We start from the raw sequence: 21,139 nt of genomic DNA, 5'->3' as shown, positions 1-21,139 counted from the left end.
ATTTTCTTGTGGTTTATTGTTGGTTGCATTGAGAGTTCTAAATGAATCTGCAACGTCTGCAAAGTAAAATGATGAATATGGAAGGACAAAAAAGTAATAAGCTGTTCTGTGCCAGTTTTGCGGAATTCGTGTCTGACACAACAGAAGCAGGACTTTTTGTATCCAGACTGTTTTCTTCTTCCGGTAATAATACCTTGTTGTCAGTATCACTATTTGAAATAACTTTCTCCATTGGATTTTCATATGGCACATCTGCGGTGATTGCAAACGGCGAGAATCCAGGGGTTTTTGCTTCATAGAGTATAAAATCCTCATTTTCTCCTGTCATTTCAGTGTCAAGTTTCTCCCATTTTCCATCAGAATATCTTTTCATGTGTATGTTGCCGGTTCCAATATCATTGGACTGCATCCATTTTTTAAGGACGATAAAAGAAATCCTGGTATCTTCAATGTTATTTTCAGTGGCATATCCTGCTTTTCCAACCCAGATGTTCATATTCCTGTAAATTATCCCGTCCGGTTTTTCAGAAACTGTCGATGACACATCCTTAAGTACCTCGATGGTACTTGTTATGAATCCGGCATTCTTCAGTGACCTGTAACTGATAGACCTGACAGGATTTGTATTCTCATCAAATAGATAAACAACATCATAGTCCCCGGTTACATAGAGCTTCTCTACTTCCATAAAGTCAATGTTCTCGGTATTCTCGCCGGTATCGCCGCCACCACCACCGCCACTCCCTCCTCCTGAGCTGGCAATGCTTTCCTGGATCAAAGATGCAGATGTTTCTATAATGTTGACCTGCGCATTGCTGACAGTTACGGGAATTGCCTTTCCGTCAGAATCACTCATTATCACATTGGAAAGACTGATAATACAGTTTCCTGTTTTATTGGAGGCTGTGAAAGTGACATGTGCAAAGTTTTCCGGCGTGCTTACTTCAGCTTTACCCAAAGTTACTGCAAACAGACCATTGATCCTTCCGTGCGGATTATCAATTGTTCCTCCGATAAAGATCGACATTATTCCTTCCTGCTTAAAGAATCCTCCGTCATCCACACGATTTGCAGTAATCATGTCGTTATCAAACGAAATGTCCAGTTGTGCACCTGCAATAGGTGTTTCTGGTTCTATATTGATGAATACATCAAAATCATGGTTTGCATATATGTCCTGACCGGACGGCGATATACAGACAACAGAATCTGCTGAGGCGAGCGGGATACAGAAGAGAATAAATGTCAGTATCAGGGATAAAAGTGTAATTCTTCTGTAAGGATTCAGGAGATATTTAGTTCTGCTCATCATCGTACCCGGCAACTGTTTAAAAACAGTATGTGCAAATATATATTTATATGTTGTTATTTTAATCAGGCAGATCTTACAATAAAGTATTGAAAATCAATACGAAATCAGTAAAAAAAATGAAATGCCTGTTTATTGAACTTGTTTTTAGTTTCCTCCAAGGTATTTTTCACGCGTCATGAGGAAATATTCAGTATTCCGTTCATCTTTCCATATAGTACCCTGATACATCATTCCTATCCTTTTTGCCAGATTCACCGAGGCAATATTTTCAGGTGAACAAAAAACAGCTACCCTTTCAATGTCAAGGACCAGTATCATGTATTCAAGCATTTTTTCCACAGCTTCCGTGGCATATCCCTTCCCCCGGAATTCAGGTTCAAGGGCATAATATATCTGTGTATCTGAAGAAAACTCCATTGCAGCAAAACCACATGATCCAATGACCTCTCCATTATCCTTCATGCATATTGCCATCGCAAAGAGTGGTTCATCTGTCCTGTACGATTGTATAAGAACATCCAGGAATGCCCCTGTTTCTTCAAGGCTCTGGTGAGCAGGCATATCTGTGGAACTGGTTATCTCCTCGTTGTTGAAGAACAAGTGTAATCTCTCAAGATCATCCTCCACATATCTTCTGATTATCAATCGTTCCGTATCTATCGATTGTGGGATCTTCATGGATTGATATTTCCTTAACTTATACTAAAAAGTTTTGAATATATCATGGACTTGATCCAGAAGTAAGTTCACATAACTCCTGCTATTTTCAGGAAATTGCCAAACAGTATTTTACCATTGCTGCTGTATTCATTGGCAAGTGATTCAAAATCAGTCATTAGTGTTTCCCTGTCCATTTCCTTTAGTTCAGGGTCGCTGTCCAGCCACACCATAAACATCTCCGGTGTCAGTTCGAAATGCCCCTGGATCCCATAGGCTTTTTCCCCTACCTTTATTATCTGATGCCTGCAATACTTTCCAGTGCCCATCAATTGCATTTCTTCAGTTATCTTTACCGTTTCACCATGTAAATGGAATATTTTCACAGGACTTTCAAGACCATTGAACAGAGGGTCATCTGCATATTCTGTTTCAATGCCGACTGAATAGTAATTTCCATCCTCCCCCCTCAAGCCAATCTCTTTGACGTCATTTGCATACACAGAACCACCGCATGCTTTAACCAGTGCCTGCATGCCAAGGCAAATGCCCAGATAAGGTATACCTGCATCAATTGCCTGCCTTACCATTGCAAGTTCGGTTATCATCTTCCCGGTTGTATCGTTGGCACTGTCCGGTCCGCCCAAAACAATGATCGCAGAATAACCAAGCGGATCAGGTAAATTATCCCCGGTATCAAGGTCGATAATTTCGTGAGGAATGGAATTTTTTGTAAGAATATCTTCAAGTATCCCAGGTCCTTCCCTCGGAATGTTTTTTACGATAAGCAGGCTCATGGTTCTCTATATTTGGCTTGCAGAATAAATGGTTTATGAACAAAGCTCATTGAAAATGATATCTTATCATATCTGTAAAATAAGAACAAAAAGAAAGGATCATTCCCTGTAGGCAGGATTCCCAAATACGTTTTTGAAAGAGTGTCTTTCGTTTTCCGTTTTTGATAATCCGGGAATCCTGACCTGAGGGGTATGTTTTTTGGCAAATATGGTACCACCACCAACCAACCTTGCTACCAACCAGCTGTACCACCGATCAACCTTACCATATGGATAATATTAATCCATAATTTTACTAGGTATAGTTGAATTTGCTAAGAACTCCTAAAGTTTTATCGTATTTAAATATATCTGCACTCGATTATATGCTAATTGTCATAATGATGATAGATGCTACCTGCTTGAATGGACCAGGGATATTCACAGAAGAGAAACCTGCTGTTCCAATGCATTTAAATAAAAAATATAGGAAGCTTCATTAAAACATATAAGCCTGACATCATTCAGTGAGCTTCCTGTTTTAAGATGTTCAAGTATTGTGCCAACAGCAAGTCCGGATGCAATTTCTACCGGGAAACCGTATGCTCCAATGCTGATTCCCGGAAAAGCAATGCTTTTGACATCATACTTTTCTGCCAGGGTGAGTGAATTCCTGTATGCATCGGTAAGAAGTTGTTCTTCCCGGAAACGTCCGCCTTTCCATACAGGACCTACCGTATGTATCACCCATTTTGCAGGCAGCATGTATCCTTTTGTAATCCTGGCTTCTCCGGTAGGACATCCTCCAAGAGCACGACACTCTTCCAGAAGCTGTGGACCCGCAGCGCAGTGAATGGCTCCATCCACACCTCCACCGCCAAGAAGTGAGTTGTTTGCTGCATTTACGATGGCGTCAACATCCTGTTCCACTATGTCCCCCATAATTACGCTGATTATTCCGGAAATATCCATATGATCCCTCAGTTTTCCTGTTTCATTACCTTCAAGAAAGAAATGTCAAGATTATTCTTATCTCTTTTGTATGCTATTATTAATACAGAACAGGCAATACAGAACAGGCACTATACCGTAATATTATCTAGAACATAATATTCAGGATTTGCATATTCAATCTATGAAGGTTTATCCATGGATGAAGTCACAGAGAAGATAATAACCATTTTCAGGGAAATAAGCAGCATTCCCCGACCATCCGGTCAGGAAGAGAAAATAGCCACATGGCTGAAGGAATGGGCACTATCACGATGTTTTAGCGTAAAGTTCGATAGTGTCAATAATGTAGTCATTAGGGTCCCTGCTTCAAAAGGATATGAGGACCTGCCCACAATAGTGATCCAGGGACACATGGATATGGTATGTGAAAAAACCTGTGGAAGCACTCATGACTTTACAAAAGATCCAATTATACCTGTTATCGAAGCTGACTGGCTAAGGGCAGAGGAAACAACTCTGGGCGCAGATAACGGAATAGCACTTGCCATTGCCCTGGCTCTTGCAGAAGATAGTAGCCTGAGCCACCCGGCACTTGAACTTCTTTTTACCGTGGATGAAGAAACCGGACTTACCGGAGCTAATGCACTTATGCCTGATTTCATCACCGGGAAGATATTATTGAATGTAGATTCGGAAGAAGAGGGTGTTTTTACCGTTGGCTGTGCCGGAGGATCGAACACAACTATCAGGATGCCACTTGAATATTCACCGGTACCTGAAGGTACATTATTTTTCAGATTGGTAGTGGGTGGTCTTTCAGGCGGTCATTCCGGTGTTGATATTCATGAAAAGAGAGCAAATGCCAACAAGCTGCTTGCAGAGGTCTTGCAATCACTTATGGAAGAAAACGACTTCATGTTGCGTGGTATAAAAGGCGGCTCTGCACATAATGCTATTCCACGACATGCGGAAGCAATCATTGCTTTTTCTCCGGATCAGAAAGAGAATGTCGTCTCTTTGATTGCCGGGTTTGAAAGCAAGTTAAGGTCTGAATATGCAGGTCTTGAGCCTTCTCTTTCAATAACCCTTGAAGAATCCGGTATAGATGTTGGAATTAAGGCAATAGATACTTCTTTTGCTCGTCGGGTCGTAGGTCTTCTTATGTCATTGCCACATGGGGTAGCTTCCATATCTCCGGCAATACCAAGCTTTGTAGAAACCTCAAGTAATCTGGCAATTGTGAATATAGAGAATGGCGAGCTGTTAGTAGTATCAAGCCAGCGCAGTTCTTTTGACCAGGGACTTGCAGAGCTCACAGGAAAAGTTACCTCGATTGCCGCAGATCATGGTGCGAATTGTTCACATGGTTCAGGTTATCCGGCGTGGCAACCGGATATGTCTTCGCCTCTTCTTCAGCGATGCAGGGAAGTATATTTCTCTGTGTTTGGGGAACATGCAAGGATCAAGGCTATACATGCAGGTCTGGAATGCGCTGTTATAGGTTCGAAATATGAGGGAATGGATATGATATCCTTTGGTCCCACCATAAAGAATCCACATTCTCCTGATGAACAGTTGTATATCCCATCGGTCAGGAAGGTATGGGACCTTGTGGTTGCTTTGCTTGCTTCATTTAAAGATGAAAAGGGTACGTTTGCCGGAAAGCAGAAGGAGTCATAATTATAACCTAGTAAGTATAACATTAATTCCATGAGACAATTTCCAAAACCAATCATTCTTGTAAGCAGATGTCTTGAGTTCGATAAAGTGCGCTATAACGGTCAGGTCATTCCTTCCAGAATAGTGCATGATATAATGCCTTTTGTTGATTTCATCAAAGTATGTCCGGAAGTTGGGATTGGCCTTGGGATTCCCAGGGACCCTTTGAGAATTATTAAGCAGGATGGCGAATATCGGCTTGTTCAGCCAAAAACAGGGGAAGACTTTACAGAGAAGATGAATACCTTTACGAACAATTTCCTTGATGGGCTTGGAGATATAGACGGTTTCATATTCAAAGGCCTTTCTCCAAGTATGGGGATTGATGATGTCAAGGTCTACGCAGGTGCACATATGGCTCCGGTAGTTGAAAAAAACGCAGGACTGTTTGCAAGAGAAGTTATTGCCAGGTACTCCGGTTATCCGATAGAAGAGAATGAAAGATTGCGTAATATTCGTATACGACATCATTTTCTGACCCAATTGTACACTTTTGCGGCTTTCAGGCAGGTGAAAACAGAATATTCACTTGATGCATTGCTTAAGTTCCATAAAAATAACCGTTTTCTGTTCATGACCTATAATGCTGACCTTCTGATAGAGATGTCAGCATTGTTGGGCTCGGGGAAAGAAACCAGTCTGCTGTTTGGGGAATATGAGTCTCTGCTAAAGCAGCTAATGAGAAAGCCCGGATCACTGGCTTTGAAAATTGAAACTGCAAGGAATATGTTCTCTATGCTTGAAGATACCACATCGGCTGAGAGCTCTTTATTTGAGGACATGCTCGGACGTTTTAAGAATAACTGGATCAGTGAAGATGCTGTTATTGAGTTATTGAGGATGTACTCATCACGCTCTTTTGGAAATGATGCTTATGAAGATACATTCCTGTATCCATATCCTGAAGAGATCAAGGGGCAGATTGATGAGAGCAGAGAAAAAGACTACTGGGACAAATGATCCGTTTTTTTTGTATGAGGTGATATGATGTATCGTTTTCAGGAAGAGATAGATTCATGTATAGATTGTAAGAAATGCTGGGATGTATGCCCGGTGAATATGGTCACGGATGGAAACCGTTTCACTCCACAGGGAAAGATCGAGTCCCTTGCAAAGATAGTTGCAGGTGAGGAGCTCACAAAGGATGAGTACGACAACATCTATCTTTCCACAAGGTGTGGTGCTTGTGATGATGTATGTCCAGTGAGTATCCCCATCATTGACATAATCCAGTATGAGAGGGAACTGCTGGCACAGCAGGGCAGGGAGCCTGCAAAGACCACTGCTATCTCAAATAACATCATTGAGCACAACAGTCCGGGTGCTAAAGACCCATCAAAGAGGTTTGACTGGATTACTGATGACCTTGACATTGCCGAAAGTTCAGAGATAGCTTACATGGCAGGCTGCTGGGTGGCATACAGTCAGCCGGATATTGCAAGGGCAACCATCCGCCTGCTCAATCATGCAGGCATCAGACCGATGATTCTCAAGGAAGAGAAATGCTGCGGGCTTTTCCTTCTTGACAATGGTCATCTTGAGCAGCTTGCAGAGCACGCGAAGAAGTTCGTCGATTATATAGAATCCCTTGGAGTGAAGAAGGTAATAGCCTCATGTCCCGGGTGTTACATGGTACTTGGCAAGGAATATCCTAAACTCTACCGTGAACTTGGATTTGAAGTTGAACTATCCCTTAATGTATTTAAGGATATGATCGATGATGGCAGGCTGAAACCAAAGAAACTCGACATGACAGTTTCTGTCCGGGATGCCTGTCCTGTGAGAGATTCAAAGGCTGTTCCACGCAGTATCCTTGAAAGCATGGGTATAGGAATTAATGAGCTCTTTGACGGCAAACAGGTATGTTGCGGAGGACCTGCCGGTCTTAAACCCAATTTCCCGGAGATCGCGGATGACATTGCCATGTTAACGGTGAAAGGATACAAGGACAAGGCTGAGATGCTGGCTTCGTATTGTCCTTTCTGCGTGCATCACATGGAAGGTGCGTGCAAGTCAAAGGATGAGGAAATGAATATCAGGGATATTTCGGTTCTGCTGGCTGAAAGTGTGCTTGGAGGCAAAGACTAGGCGGGTAAACAGGGAGATGTGAGAACACATCACTCTTTATCCACAAGTACTGCATCAGTAATAACTACCTTTGCCGTGTATTCGTCACGCTCAATAACTTCCATTTCCCGGATCTCTATCTTTTTTCTGTACATTGGTCCGTCTGTTACAAAACTCTCAAACTCACCGCCCTCTCCTGCCACATTGAGTCCGATCTTCTCATTGAGCTTGACAAGTTTCTCGATGTCCTTTTCTCCGATAATTCGTCCGACCCAGCTTTTATTCAGGCCGTATGCAGCCACGCTACTGAAGATGAACTCAAACCCAATGTCTAAAAGTTGGTGCATCTCTTTTTCCTGGTCGATGTGCCACAGGGGTGAGAACACCTTCAGCCCGAGTTCATCGCATACTTTTTCTATTCTCTCGCGCTGGTAATTGGAATACAGGGCACCGGTGACAACACCTTCTATACCGAACTCGTTTTTGGCGCGGATAATAGCATTTTTCATATCATCCAGTTCTTTTTCCTTCTCACCTATTGTGAGCTCTTCAATGAGTGGCAGTTCCATTGCTTCTGCCTGGAGGCGTGCAAGGTCGATGTTAGGGGTGTGGAACATATAAGAGTCGGGATTCTGGCTCTTGATGGTTATAAGGCACTCGATGGCATAATTCTGCTCCTGCATTATGTGCATTGCATAATTACTGTCCTTGCCGGAGCTAAAAAGCACGCCTAACTTGAGGTTTGGCTTACCGTAGAACTGCTTCAGGTATTCGGTCTTTGTCTTGCATCCTGCCTTCTTTGCAAGTTTGCCGATAGCCTTGTCAAAACGGCTTCCATATTGAGCCGCCTGTTTTTTGCGCTGGCTGACCTGGGCAGGAATTCCAAGCTCATCGGCAAGCAGACGTAAAATGAGTTTGTTCTGCTCATCGTTGATCTTGTATTGCGGTGGTATCTTTAGAGAATAATCCACAAACCTTTTGTCAAGATATGGCACACGTAACTCAATGTTGTTATTCATGGAAACGACATCGTCACGATAGGTATTCTTCTCATATATCTTCAGTACATCGGCATAGCAATCCCTGCTTATGTCGGTGGAACGCTTATGACGGTCATAGCCTGCGAAGATCTCATCGGCTCCTGAGCCTGAGAACATTACCCTGATGCCATCCTCCTCCCTTGCAGCTACACATGCTGCATACATGGTCAGTGCAACTCCAACCTTTGGTACATTGGTATCTTCTACAAGAGGAACTACGTCCTTAAGATACGTCTCTACTTCATCCAGTCCAATGCTTTTAACCACAAGGTCAAGTCCAAGCTCATCTGCCATCATCCGGGAGTATTCAATGTCAGGAGGAAGCTGTACTTCACAGAGGCCTGCGGTGTAACAGGTAAAATCTATTCCCGGCTTTTTTCCCATCATCTTGCACATGCATGCAATGATGGTGGAGTCCAGACCACCTGAAAAAAGAATACCGAATTTCTCATCAGGCATGCGTATGGAAACAGCATTTTCCAATAGTATTTTCATGTGCTCTTCTATTTCTGTGATGCTGCCTTCATGCAGGGGTGTTATGGAAAAGAATTCCCTGTTGTATTTCTCCAGGCTGCCGGTTTTTATGTTGTAGACGAGGATCTCCCTTGGGTTGAGCTCTTTGATCTCTGCATAGCCGTTTCTTGCCAGCGCTTTTTTCTCGGAGGCAAAGGCAAAGCCATCGGAGAGGCTATACCAGAGTGGTTTGAGACCTACGATGTCCCTTGCAATATAAACAGTGTCATCCAGCCAGTATGCGAATGCATAGACGCCAATTGTTTCGTGTAGTATTTCATCGATGACCTGCATGATTTCTGTTTGGGACGTTGTTTTGTTCCCTGTTCCAAATATCTGCTTTTCGATATGTTTCTCTATCAGCTTTATCAGCAGGTCTGCATCGTTCTGTGCTTCCACGCCGTATTTTTCATCAAGTTCCTTCCAGTTGTATATCTCGCAGTTTGCAACTATCTTTCCTTTATGTGCAATGGGCTGGAGTACGAAATTCACCATAGAGTGCAGCCGGTGTCCAAGTACATTCCTTTGTGAGATATCAGGGTCAATCCCCAGGGAATTGACGTCTTGTGCGATGTAAAGTTCGCCTGCAGTGCAAATACCTATACCATCCAGTCCTCTGTTCTTTGTTATTTCAAGGGCATGTAAGGTATGTTCCATTGCGTTTTCGTTATTGAAGAATCCTGTAATTGAGCACATATTTTCAGCTGGTGATTGTATTTTGAGTTCAAAAGGTCATTCTATTGTGATAAAGGCTTTGAGTATATCAGGGGTTTCAAAAGCATATTCAATTGACAATTTTTAAAGGGTTGCATCATCAATTGTTCACTGGCAGCAGATCAATACCGGCAAGAACAAAAAAGGAATTGCCTTATGACAACTCCACAATCCATAATAAATGACATGTGATACTTTTTGGTTGAAACTGAGGACATTCCTTTCATAAAAAAGTGATGAATGTCAAACTTCCGATATCACAAGGATTTGTTGACAATAAGAATCTGTTTACAATTCTAGTTTACGTCTATCCGATAAAAGTGGAGATGTTACATAAATATGATTAACAAACAGATATATATACATATAATAGCATATACAGAAACAGTGGGAATTGGGAAGTATATTTAGCTATGCATTTAAATTCGTAACTTTACATCAAATGTACTGTAGTGTTTTTAAATGTTTATTTTAACATAAAGGCGCCATTGTGAACTATTGGCGCGCTTGTATAGAATTGGGTCTGGAGATTTTGATGGAAGAACAACATAATATCCGTAATCAATATGAAGATATGTGTTCCTCCTTCGCAAACGAAGGATATTTGAGAGATATTTATCATGATCCTGAAGATGCCATCGAGTATAGCCGGACAAAAGATTTCTTTGCGGGAAATGAAGGCCTGTATAAATTCTTCTTTAAGGATAATAAGGAAGCTATCATTCTTGTAAATCCTGAAAACTCCGAGATTATCGATGCAAATTTTGCAGCACGTAAGTATTATGGCTGGACGCGCGAGAATATTCCACGTAAAATAGATGACATAAACGCTTTGTCAAATGAAGATATCAAAGCTGAGAACCAAAGAGCTGCAGAAGAAAAAAGGAATTACTTTTTGTTCAAGCATCGTCGTGCAAATGGTGAGATACGTGATGTCAAAGTTTTCAGTGGTTCAATGGCACTCAAATCTCAATCGTTGTTTTATTACATAGTTCATGACATCAATGAATGGAATTTAGCAGAAGAGGATTTGCAAAGGACAGAATTGCAGCTTTTTGATGCGGGAAAAATCGGACCGGTCGGGAGCTGGGAGTTTGACTTGAACTCCGGTAAAGTGTCTGCTTCAGACAAAACAAGGGAAATATATGGACTCGAAAGCGAAGAATTTACCATTGAAAAAATGCAAAAAATATCAATGCCAAAATACCGCCGAATGCTGGACGAAGCAATAAATGATCTCGTGAAAAAAAATGCTACCTATGATGTTCAATTTAAGATAATAAGACCTAATGATGGCAATGTCCGCTTTATACACTCTACTGCTGAATACTATAATGAAAAAAATATAGTAATTGGAATGATTCAGGACATTACAGAACGCAACCGTGCAAAAAGTGAACTGCGGGAAATGGACTCTCTTCTGAATGAAGTTGGCAGGATTGCTAAGATAGGTGGTTGGGAATTAGATGTAGCAACCGGTTATATTACCCGGACACCTGAAGTTGCAAGGATATATGAAATCGATAACAATGAACCTGTAAGTCTTAAATTTGCTTTGAGCTTTTATCCTTCCGGTTCAAAAGAACTTCTGGAAAAAGCTATTCAGAATACTGTAGAAAAAGGTGAATCGTTTGATCTGGAACTGGAAGTAATCTCAGCTAAAGGCAATCATAAATGGATTAGTACAATCGGCCACCCGAAAGAAAAGGCTGGTAAAGTTGTAAAAATAACCGGTTCATTGCAGGACATTACAGAACGGAAGCTTGCTGAAGAAGAACTGCTAAATGCTAAACTTGTTGCTGTGGCATCCACCCAGGTCAAAACTGAGTTTCTGGCTACCATAAGCCATGAACTCCGTACTCCCTTGACGGCTGTTATAGGTTTTTCAGACATATTACTTGATGACTCCTTTGGTAACCTGAATGAAACGCAAATAGAGTATATAAACTACATTTTAAAGGGAGGCAACCATCTACTTAAAATCATTAATGATCTCATTGATCTATCAACAATTGAAACCGGAAATATGGAACTTGACTACAGACTGTTCTATGTTTCGAATGCAGTTGACGAAATAAGAACGGTACTATGTTCTCTTGCAAGAAAGAAGAACATTGATCTGTTTATCGAAGTCGAGCCACAGCTTGGGGTAATAGACGCCGATAAAATCAAATTCAAACAGATCCTCTATCATCTTGCAAGTAATGCCATCAAATTCACACATGAAAAAGGTTATGTGACAATCAAAGCACAGCGTTGCGGTGATTTTGTCCAGGTCAGTGTAAAAGATACAGGGATAGGGATTTCGGATGATGATATGAATAAACTCTTCCATCCATTTAAACAACTACATTCACAACTCAATCGCAAATATGAAGGGATCGGAGCGGGTCTTGCCATTGTCAAAAAGTTTGTTGAGATGCACGGTGGAGAGATCAGGGTTGAAAGCAAAGAGAGAGATGGTAGTATCTTTTCATTTTTGATTCCAGTAAATCGTGAAGTTCATGATAATAAATGGCAATTGGTTTAATATTGTTGCCGGGCAGCTAAGTAGTGGAGACCATATGACTAAAAGAAAGAAGGACATAACGAAAGTAATCAAAGGAACGTCCGATGCTGGAGCTGCCGAGAAACAGGTTGATTCGGGGAAAGAAGCTGAAGTGCGAAAGACAGTTGAGAATGACACTGACAGCTTTCCAATCGTTGGTATCGGCGCCTCAGCCGGAGGGCTCGCAGCTTTTGAGGCTTTCTTTTCCGGTATGCCCACAGATACTGATCCGAACATGGCCTTTGTCCTGGTGCAACACCTTGCCCCGGACCACAAAAGCCTTCTCACTGGCCTGATCCGGCGCTACACCCGCATGCAGGTATTCGAGGTCGAAGACGGCATGGTGGTGCGCCCGAACTGCGCTTACATCATCCCGCCAAATCGGGATATGGCATTTCTCAACGGTTCTCTCCAACTGCTGGAACCATCTGATTCTTATGGCAAGCGCATGACAATTGACTTCTTTTTCCGCTCCCTGGCCCATGATCAGCATGAGCGTGCCATCTGTGTTGTGCTTTCTGGCACCGGCAGTGACGGTACCCTGGGTGTGCGTGATATCAAGGGTGAAGGGGGCATGGTCATGGTCCAGAATCCCGAATCTGCCGAGTTTGACGGCATGCCGCGCAGCGTCATCGCCACTGGCATGGTGGACTACGAGCTGCCGCCAGCCGAGATGCCTTCGCAGATCATCGCATATGTGGCACATGCTTTTGGCAAGCCCCCACGACCCGCCACCGCCCCGGTGCCCAGGATCGAGAACGCACTGAAGAAGATATTCATCCTGCTGCGCGCTCAGACTGGCCATGACTTTTCCCAGTACAAGCCAAGCACCATCCAACGCCGCATTGAAAGGCGCATGGCTGTTCACCAGATCGATACGCTGGAGGAATACCTAAAGTATTTCCAGCAGACCCCCATAGAGGTGGAAGCCCTCTTTGGCGACATGTTGATCGGCGTGACCAATTTTTTCCGTGATCCTGAAGCCTTCAAGGTCCTCGAGGAGCTGGTCATTCCCAAACTTTTTGCCGGCAAGCCCGCAGAGGGCACGATTCGCGTCTGGTCGTCGGGATGTTCCACAGGTGAAGAGGCCTATTCCCTTGCGATTATGCTCGATGAGCATCAGGAAACTCTGAAAAAGATTTTCAAAGTTCAAGTATTTGCCACCGACATTGACAGCCGGGCGATTGCCACGGCCCGTGCTGGCATTTATCCATCCAGCATCGCCACCGACCTATCACCGGAACGGCTGGCGCGCTTCTTTGTGGCCGAGCCCGGTGGTGGTGCCTACCGCATCCACAAAAGCATTCGCGACATGCTAGTCTTTTCCGAGCAGAATGTTATCAAAGACCCGCCCTTCTCCAAACTAGACCTGATAAGTTGTCGCAATCTCCTTATATACATGAATGGTGACTTGCAGAAGAAGCTCATCCCTCTGTTCCACTATGCTCTTAACTCAGGTGGTTTTCTCTTCCTGGGAACTTCCGAGTCCGTGGGCGATTTTGGCGATCTTTTTTCCGTGCTGAACCGCAAATCTAAGCTTTTTCAGCGCAAAGACGATTTTCACAGCTCACATCGTGTGATTCCGGCTCACTATCTGCTGCCTGCGACGACGGATGCGGCGGTCATGCAGACTGCCGGCAAGAAGGCTGTCCCCAACAAACCACTGTTGCGTGAGTTGACCGAAGCTGCGCTCTTGCAGTATGTCACCCCGGCCTCTGTGCTGGTCAACGGTCAGGGTGATATCCTCTATATCCATGGCCGCACTGGCATGTACCTGGAACCGGCTCCGGGCGAGGCCAGTGTCAACAACATCCTAAAGATGGCTCGTGAAGGATTACGGCGTGACCTGACCGTTGCCCTGCACAAAGCCACGGCGGGCAAGGAGATTGTGCAATACCCGGGTCTGCGTGTCAAAACCGGTGGTAATTCCATCACTGTTAACCTTACCGTCCGGCCGGTGTTGGCAGGTTCGGCCGGGATGCCGGAGACGGCCCTATATCTGGTCATCCTGGAAGAAGCGCTGTCCCCGGAACTCGAAAAGACACAGATGGCAGCCGCATTGCATACCATCGCAGAAGAGAACAGCCTTGATACTCTAGCCGATGCGCGTATCGTGGCGCTCCAGCAGGAACTGCGGGACAAGGATGAATACCTCCATGCCACCAACGAGGAGTTGGAGACATCTAATGAAGAACTCAAATCCTCTAACGAGGAAATGCAGTCGATCAACGAAGAATTACAATCCACCAACGAGGAACTGGAAACTTCCAAGGAGGAATTGCAATCGGTGAATGAGGAGCTGTCCACAGTTAATACCGAACTGCAAACCAAGGTGGCCGATCTTGGGCAGTCCAACAATGACATGAACAACCTGCTGGCAGGCACCGGCATCGGTACTATTTTTGTGGACATAGGACTGCGCATCCTGCGCTTCACTCCCTCTGTCACCCGGATAATAAACCTGATCCTGAGTGACGTAGGGCGGCCCGTGGGACATGTCGTCTCCAACCTTGTTGGCTACAGCAATTTGGTGGCGGACACACAGGCGGTTCTGGACACCTTGATTCCTAAAGAGATGGAAGTGCAGACTCTGTCGGGGACGTGGTACACGATGCGCATCCAGCCCTACCGAACGCTGGACAACGTGATTGAGGGCGCAGTAATCACTTTTATTGACATCACCAAGGCAAAAGAGGTGCAGGAGGAGCTACGATTAAACGGAGAGCGTATGCGGGTCGCACTTAAGGCATCTCCTGTCATGATCTTTAATCAGGATAAGGAATTGCGCTACACATGGATAAATAATCCTCATCCTGCGTTTTCCGTCAGGACGGTTATCGGCAAGACGGATGCCGACTTGCTGCTGGCAGAGGACGCCGCCAGGTTGACAACCCTCAAGCGGCAAGTGATGGAAAGCGGGGAGGGAACGCGGCAGAAAGTCCATATTAGCATAAACCGTAAACCACATTTCTATAATCTTACAGTGGATCCATTGTATGATACCGCCAGTAACATCATAGGGATCACTGGTGTCTCCATGGATATCACAGATCAGAAACTTCAAGCCTGGGATGATTCCGGGGAGAAAGAATAGCCGCCGGAAAATAAGGGAAGCACAATGAATATCAAAAATCTCCAACACGTAGACTCAGCGGAACTGCGCAGGCAGGCCGAAGAGATCGCCCGGAAAAAAGCCGACATGTTGCCGGAAAACCCAGAGGGTCAGTTGCCTGAAGAAACCCGGCAGGTGCTCCACGAACTTCGGGTGCATCAAATCGAGCTGGAGATGCAGAACGAGGAACTGCGCCGGGTGCAGCTGGAGCTTGACACTACACGGGCACGCTATTTCGATCTCTATGATCTGGCGCCGGTGGGTTATTGCACCATCAGCGAAAAGAGTATGATCCTGGAGGCAAACATCACCGCTGCCACACTGCTGGGCGTGGCCCGGGGTGCGTTGATCAGGCAGCCAATTACCCGTTTAATCTTCAAAAATGATCAGGACATCTACTACGTGCACCGTAAACAGCTCTTTGAGACCGGCGAACCGCAGGTGTGCGAGTTGAGGATGGTAAAACCTGACGGGGCAACGTTCTGGGCGTTACTGGAGGCCACAGTTGCGCATGAAGCCGACGGCGCGCTCGTCTGCCGCGTCGTGATGAGTGATATCACCAAACTCAAGACACTGGAAAACAACCTGATCATCGAAAAGGAAAAAGCTCAGGCAGCCACCAAAATCAAGAGCGAGTTCCTGGCCAATATGTCTCATGAAATACGCACACCTATGAACGGTGTGATTGGTATGGCCGGTCTGCTCCAGGACACTGAACTTAATGATGAGCAACGGTATTATGCAGAGACGATACTGGCAAGCGGAGAAATATTGCTTGCTATTATCAATGATATACTGGACTTTTCAAAGATGGAAGCAGGTAAACTAGAGATCAAGATGCTTGATTTTAATCTGCACAATATGCTGGATAATTTTGCTATCATGCTATCCATGAGGGCCCATGACAAAGGACTGGAATTTACCTGCGCAGCACAACCGGATGTTCCTTCTGATATAAGAGGTGATTCCTTACGTCTGCAGCAGGTGTTGACCAACTTGGTTGGCAATGCCATTAAATTCACACATCATGGTGAAGTGGTTGTACATGTAACAATGGAATCTGAGACAGACACGACAGCATTATTGCGTTTTTCAGTTCAGGACACCGGGGTTGGTATTCCAGAAGACAAAATAGACAATCTCTTCAACAAGTTTTATCAAATAGATAGTTCCACAACACGTCAATATGGTGGCACCGGACTTGGCCTTGCTATCTCCAAACAGCTTGTGGAGTTGATGGGCGGGAAAATCGGTGTGAAAAGTGAGGAAGATAAAGGCTCAGAGTTCTGGTTCACGATTAGTTTTGCCAGGCAGCAAAAAAGTGAGATTACAAAACTTCAGTCCGTTGCTATTCAAGGCGCACGTATACTCGTGGTGGATGGTAATGTCACAAATCGTGAGATGCTTAGAACTCAACTATCTTCATGGGGTGCAAAACCGAAGGAAGCTATGGACGGTCCCACGGCACTGGAAGTTCTTTACAAAGCACATGAAGACCATGAACCATTTAAGCTGGCAATCCTGGACATGCAGGTGCCGGGTATGGATGCCGGAACCCTTGCAAAGACTATCAAATCTGATGAACGACTTAAAGACACGAACCTTATAATGCTGGCATCCGGGGAACAGTGGCCCAACATCAGGCAATTTGAAAAAAGGTATTTTGAAGCATATCTGACCAGACCTGTGAAACAGTCAGAACTATTTGAAAAGTTATCAGCGTGTTTGGATATGAACAGGCAGGGCCAGAATGTACAATCTTCTGTTACCAGACATACTACTCATAGAGTGAGTACCAATTATGTAAAGATACTGTTGGCTGAGGACAGTATAATCAACCAGAAGGTGGCTCAGAGCATGTTAAAGAAACTGGGTTTTCATGTAGATACTGTAGCTAATGGTACAGAAGCAATAAAAGCCCTTGAAATCCATCCATATGACATGGTGCTTATGGATGTGCAGATGCCCGGAATTGACGGGCTGGAAGCTGCAAGGCTTATCCGTAGCCCGGATTCTGCAGTTCTCAATCGATCAATACCGATAATCGCAATGACAGCGCATGTTATGGCAGGTGATAGAGAATATTTTATAGAAGCTGGCATGGATGATTACATTTCAAAACCTGTTTCATTTGAGTCCCTGGCTAAATTGCTGGCTAGGTGGTTTGCAATGCAGCCAGAAGAGAAAACAGAGGATAGTTTACCTGCGGAAGATATGCTAAAGACTGCAGAACCATTAGTCCTTGACAAAGAGAGTCTTTTAAAAAGTACAATGGGAGATGAGGACCGAGCCCGTGAATTGATCACACTTATTCTGAATGAGATACCAAAAATGATCTGGCTACTCAAGGAAAGTATCGATAAGGGTGAAGTATACAATGCCAGTTTTCATTCACATAAGATCAAAGGTACTTTGGCAGCCACTGGCTGTATGGCCATGTCCTGTGTTGCCGCCCGGATGGAGGAAGCAGGCGGGAGGGGCAAACTGGATGAAATTGCCGCTATTATCCCAGAGCTGGAAAAACAGTTTGAGTTGTTTGTCAGCCTACTTAAGGATGCTGGAGATCACATTTTTTATTGAAATAAAAGGGTTGCACAATTATTTGTGAATGTTAGTCTGAAACTAGTAAATTATACTTATATTGTAAGTCTTTCACTTATAGAGAAATGACACTTTAAAATTCCATTTATGGTCTAGCCGATATATAGAAAACAGAAATGAAAAAGAAAACAATTTGCTCAGGGTTTACATTCCAGAGCAACACGTTCTTGCGGTGTGAGGGAGATGTAGAATCTCAGTATCTCTTCCGGATTCATGTCTACACCAAGGTTGTAACCATTTGCTCTGCCAGCCCTGAGAAACCTTTCTTCTTTTTCATGCTTCCTGAGCAACAGGTTTTCAGCTTCATCATCACCAAGTGTTGACATATCTACTTTTTTTAGAAGACCTATAAGCAAGAAGTTACTCTCAATACGTTTATAAAGGCTTTCTGTTTCGTGCTCAACCTTGTTTTCAGGCTCGAACAGATAGGCAGTCTCACCATTAGAACCCCTGTATGCCAGTGATATTTTCTTAAGTACCAGCTTTCCGTTCTCGCATACCAGAATCTTGCGTTCAGTCTTCATTTCATTGCCTCTGTTTTCTTTTCGCAGAATCCAAATCCACAGATATTTCATGCAAATCATGAGGTCGTACTATCAATGTACGATTCATTGTGTTTGTTCTACAATTGATGCTTCTTCAATGTGATATATAAGGTTATCTATACTTGACTGTCTAATGAGCATTATAATAATGAGGTTCAATTTTTCGATTTGCCATTTTTAAATTTAGGAATGCAATACCTGAAATAGAAAGACCTTCAAAAGGCTTACAGAAGTCATATGTTCAACGAATTCAAGAATATTGTCAGAGCGTCAATCCTGCCGGCAGCAAAATGGATACCATTATCTCCCAATTCACTTACCATCATAGGTTTGTTCATAAGTATCTGGGCAGCATTTGTATTTTCAACAGGGGATATCCGAGGCGGTGCTATGCTTATACTGTTCAGTGGATTCTTTGACATGATAGATGGTGCTGTTGCAAGGGCAAAAGGACGCATGACAGCTTTTGGTGCAGTGCTTGATTCTGTATGTGACAGGTATGCTGATTCCATTATCTTTGCAGGTATTATGTATGGGCTCATCGCAGGGAATATCGTCCAGATCACGGTCTTTTCAACTCCCACGTGGCTGTGGGTAGTCTTTGCTATCATGGGGTCATATCTTGTGAGCTATGTACGTTCAAGGGCAGAGGCAGCAGGTGTTATGTCCATGAATATAGGCATAGCTGAGAGGCCAGAACGCATGCTGATACTTGTTGCGGGTTCACTGAGCGGTTATCTTGGAGAATCGGTATTTATTATTGTAATCCTCACCCACATAACAATTATCCAGCGGCTACTCCATGCAAAAAAGTCACTTTCCTGAGGTAGGCAATGCCTGCAATGCAAAGATTATAATAGCAGGCGTATTATTAATTGCTTTATTATCTGTTGTAATGTTATCAAATGAGAGATGAGGATTCTAAATGCAATATCAGGCAGATGTAACAATTGAACTTAAAAGCGGTATGCTTGACCCGGAAGGTACAACCATTAAAAGGGCACTTGAACACCTGGGATATGAGACAGAGAATGTAAAAACTGCAAAAAAGTACACTATCGATCTCCAGGCAGAGAACATCCACGCTGCAAGGGAAAATGTAGAGGAAATGTGCCAGAAACTGATCGCTAACCCAATAATCCATAATTACTTTATCTCCCTGAGGGAATTTCAATGAGCATAGGTATTGTACAGTTTGGTGGCAGCAATTGTGATCTTGACGTATTGCATGTCCTGAAGGATGTTCTCGGAGTTGACGCTGAACTTGTATGGTACAAGGAAGAAAACCTGAAACGTTTTGACGGGATAGTCATTCCCGGTGGCTTCTCATACGGTGATTATCTCAGGGCAGGCGCTATTGCCGCACGTACTCCTATTATGAATTCTGTAAAGGAGCTTGCTGAAGCTGGTAAACCTGTCATTGGTATTTGCAATGGATTCCAGGTCCTCACAGAATCCGGACTTCTTGAAGGTGCACTCACAACCAACAATTATCCAAAGTTCAGGTGCGAGCCTGCCTTCCTGAGAGTTGAGATCACAGACACACCATTCACATCAAAGTTCAGGAAAGGAGAAGTTGTCAGTATTCCTATTGCCCATATGGAAGGAAATTTCTATGCGGATGAATCCGCACTTTCAGGACTTGAAGACAACGATCAGGTAGCCTTCAGGTATGTTGACAAAAATGGTAAGGTAACCGATGAGGCAAACCCCAACGGATCACAGGAAAATATTGCAGGTATCGTAAGTATAAAAAGGAATGTACTTGGTATGATGCCACATCCTGAAAGGGCATCCGAGGAAATCCTGGGCTCAAAGGATGGGATAAGGATATTTGAATCAATGGTGGAGTTCATCTCCGACCATTGATCCATCATTCTTTTTTGTTCCTACTATTTGTTTTATATCCTTTTACTCATTTTTTTCATTCATAACATTCTCTGCAGTTTTCCAGGAATGCCTTACAATATCAGGGAGGTCTCCGTGTTCTTTGAACCAATCTGCAAGGAACTGTTTAGTTTTCGGGTCTGAAGGATAACCGCTTCCAAAATCCATACCAATATCCTTTTTGAGTTCTTCTATCAGATAGTCCCTGCGTACCTTGGCTACAATCGATGCCGCAGAAACAACCGGATAAGTGGCATCAGCCTGATGCTTTGAAATAATGGTAAGTTCATCGGATTTTTCCGGATAGTTCTTCCTGTACTCTTCCAGAAGCCTTACCCCAAATCTCTCCTCATTGACATCGGCGGCATCCACATAGGCTTTTTCAGGATTAAGCTGTCCAAGGACTTTCGAGAATGCCATGACCATTATATCGTTCATGCTCATAAGTTTTCGAAGCTCGTCTATCTGCCTGGCTGATATTTCAAGGACAAAAACTTTCTCAGAGTATTTTTCTATCTGGCTGGCAAGCTGTGTTCTTTTTTTCGGGCTTATCTTTTTTGAATCTGCAACGCCCAGGTTCTTCAAAGCGTTAATATTTGACTCGTCAAGCAGCACGCCACCGATGCACATAGGTCCAATTACCGGTCCTTTTCCTGCTTCATCTATTCCGGCTGTTTTCATCGTATCCATTCCT

At 43.8% G+C, this 21,139-nt stretch carries 17 protein-coding genes; 9 read left to right on the top strand and 8 right to left on the bottom strand.

Annotated elements, in window-relative coordinates:
• Nucleotides 1-37: 37 nt before the first annotated feature.
• From BB781_RS11875 to BB781_RS11860, 5 genes are all read right to left on the bottom strand, one after another.
• The gene (locus BB781_RS11875; protein WP_164997867.1) at nt 38-1,309 is read right to left on the bottom strand and encodes a PGF-pre-PGF domain-containing protein; all 1,272 of its coding nucleotides are present in this window, start codon (nt 1,307-1,309) and stop codon (nt 38-40) included.
• Nucleotides 1,310-1,456: 147 nt separating this feature from the next.
• On the bottom strand, nt 1,457-1,990 hold the full coding sequence (locus tag BB781_RS11870; RefSeq protein WP_094228702.1) for a GNAT family N-acetyltransferase: 534 nt from the start codon (nt 1,988-1,990) through the stop codon (nt 1,457-1,459).
• A gap of 68 nt (nt 1,991-2,058) precedes the next feature.
• Nucleotides 2,059-2,766 carry a type 1 glutamine amidotransferase gene (locus BB781_RS11865; RefSeq protein WP_094228701.1) on the bottom strand — a complete coding sequence of 236 codons (708 nt, stop codon included), beginning with the start codon at nt 2,764-2,766 and terminating at the stop codon, nt 2,059-2,061.
• A 99-nt stretch (nt 2,767-2,865) separates the two neighbouring features.
• Nucleotides 2,866-3,006, bottom strand: a complete 141-nt coding sequence (locus BB781_RS15780; RefSeq protein WP_164997866.1) for a hypothetical protein — start codon at nt 3,004-3,006, stop codon at nt 2,866-2,868.
• A gap of 180 nt (nt 3,007-3,186) precedes the next feature.
• Nucleotides 3,187-3,717 carry an O-acetyl-ADP-ribose deacetylase gene (locus BB781_RS11860; RefSeq protein WP_094228700.1) on the bottom strand — a complete coding sequence of 177 codons (531 nt, stop codon included), beginning with the start codon at nt 3,715-3,717 and terminating at the stop codon, nt 3,187-3,189.
• A 177-nt stretch (nt 3,718-3,894) separates the two neighbouring features.
• Between BB781_RS11860 and BB781_RS11855 the strand changes: the two genes are divergently transcribed.
• The 3 genes from BB781_RS11855 to BB781_RS11845 are packed head-to-tail and all read left to right on the top strand — an operon-like array spanning nt 3,895 to nt 7,506.
• Nucleotides 3,895-5,379 carry an aminoacyl-histidine dipeptidase gene (locus tag BB781_RS11855; protein WP_094228699.1) on the top strand — a complete coding sequence of 495 codons (1,485 nt, stop codon included), beginning with the start codon at nt 3,895-3,897 and terminating at the stop codon, nt 5,377-5,379.
• A 30-nt stretch (nt 5,380-5,409) separates the two neighbouring features.
• Nucleotides 5,410-6,378 carry a YbgA family protein gene (locus BB781_RS11850; RefSeq protein WP_094228698.1) on the top strand — a complete coding sequence of 323 codons (969 nt, stop codon included), beginning with the start codon at nt 5,410-5,412 and terminating at the stop codon, nt 6,376-6,378.
• 24 nt (nt 6,379-6,402) lie between these two features.
• Entirely contained in the window at nt 6,403-7,506 is a 1,104-nt protein-coding gene (locus BB781_RS11845; protein WP_242492649.1) for a (Fe-S)-binding protein, read from the top strand.
• Between the two features lie 29 nt (nt 7,507-7,535).
• Here BB781_RS11845 and BB781_RS11840 read toward each other — a convergent pair whose 3' ends face one another.
• Nucleotides 7,536-9,734 (bottom strand): diphthine--ammonia ligase, encoded by a 2,199-nt coding sequence (locus BB781_RS11840; RefSeq protein WP_094228696.1) that lies wholly within the window; start codon nt 9,732-9,734, stop codon nt 7,536-7,538.
• A 553-nt stretch (nt 9,735-10,287) separates the two neighbouring features.
• Here BB781_RS11840 and BB781_RS11835 point away from each other — a divergent pair.
• The 3 genes from BB781_RS11835 to BB781_RS11825 are packed head-to-tail and all read left to right on the top strand — an operon-like array spanning nt 10,288 to nt 17,992.
• Nucleotides 10,288-12,282, top strand: coding sequence for a PAS domain-containing sensor histidine kinase (locus BB781_RS11835; RefSeq protein ID WP_094228695.1), 1,995 nt, complete (start codon nt 10,288-10,290; stop codon nt 12,280-12,282).
• 34 nt (nt 12,283-12,316) lie between these two features.
• Entirely contained in the window at nt 12,317-15,394 is a 3,078-nt protein-coding gene (locus tag BB781_RS11830) for a chemotaxis protein CheB (RefSeq protein ID WP_094228708.1), read from the top strand.
• A gap of 24 nt (nt 15,395-15,418) precedes the next feature.
• Nucleotides 15,419-17,992: a response regulator gene (locus BB781_RS11825; RefSeq protein WP_094228694.1), complete on the top strand. Its 2,574-nt coding sequence runs from the start codon at nt 15,419-15,421 to the stop codon at nt 17,990-17,992.
• Between the two features lie 158 nt (nt 17,993-18,150).
• Here the strand turns inward: BB781_RS11825 and BB781_RS11820 are convergent, their stop codons facing one another.
• Complete coding sequence (locus BB781_RS11820) at nt 18,151-18,537, bottom strand: hypothetical protein (protein ID WP_094228707.1); 387 nt, start codon at nt 18,535-18,537, stop codon at nt 18,151-18,153.
• 258 nt (nt 18,538-18,795) lie between these two features.
• Here BB781_RS11820 and BB781_RS11815 point away from each other — a divergent pair, with 258 nt between their 5' ends.
• From BB781_RS11815 to purQ, 3 genes are all read left to right on the top strand, one after another.
• The gene (locus tag BB781_RS11815; protein WP_094228693.1) at nt 18,796-19,383 is read left to right on the top strand and encodes a CDP-alcohol phosphatidyltransferase family protein; all 588 of its coding nucleotides are present in this window, start codon (nt 18,796-18,798) and stop codon (nt 19,381-19,383) included.
• A gap of 100 nt (nt 19,384-19,483) precedes the next feature.
• Entirely contained in the window at nt 19,484-19,735 is a 252-nt protein-coding gene (gene purS / locus BB781_RS11810; RefSeq protein ID WP_094228692.1) for a phosphoribosylformylglycinamidine synthase subunit PurS, read from the top strand.
• Complete coding sequence (gene purQ, locus BB781_RS11805; protein WP_094228691.1) at nt 19,732-20,427, top strand: phosphoribosylformylglycinamidine synthase subunit PurQ; 696 nt, start codon at nt 19,732-19,734, stop codon at nt 20,425-20,427. Before purS ends, purQ begins: the two co-directional genes overlap by 4 nt.
• 42 nt (nt 20,428-20,469) lie before the next feature.
• On the opposite strand, the gene rnhB is transcribed toward purQ, so the two are convergent.
• Nucleotides 20,470-21,126: a ribonuclease HII gene (gene rnhB / locus BB781_RS11800; protein ID WP_094228706.1), complete on the bottom strand. Its 657-nt coding sequence runs from the start codon at nt 21,124-21,126 to the stop codon at nt 20,470-20,472.
• Between the last annotated feature and the right edge of the window lie 13 nt (nt 21,127-21,139).

Origin of the sequence: Methanolobus psychrotolerans, assembly GCF_002243045.1 — an archaeon.
GTDB classification, from domain to species: domain Archaea; phylum Halobacteriota; class Methanosarcinia; order Methanosarcinales; family Methanosarcinaceae; genus Methanolobus; species Methanolobus psychrotolerans.
The sequence above is the reverse complement of the archived record's forward strand: the minus strand, read 5'-3'. Positions and strand labels throughout refer to the sequence as shown.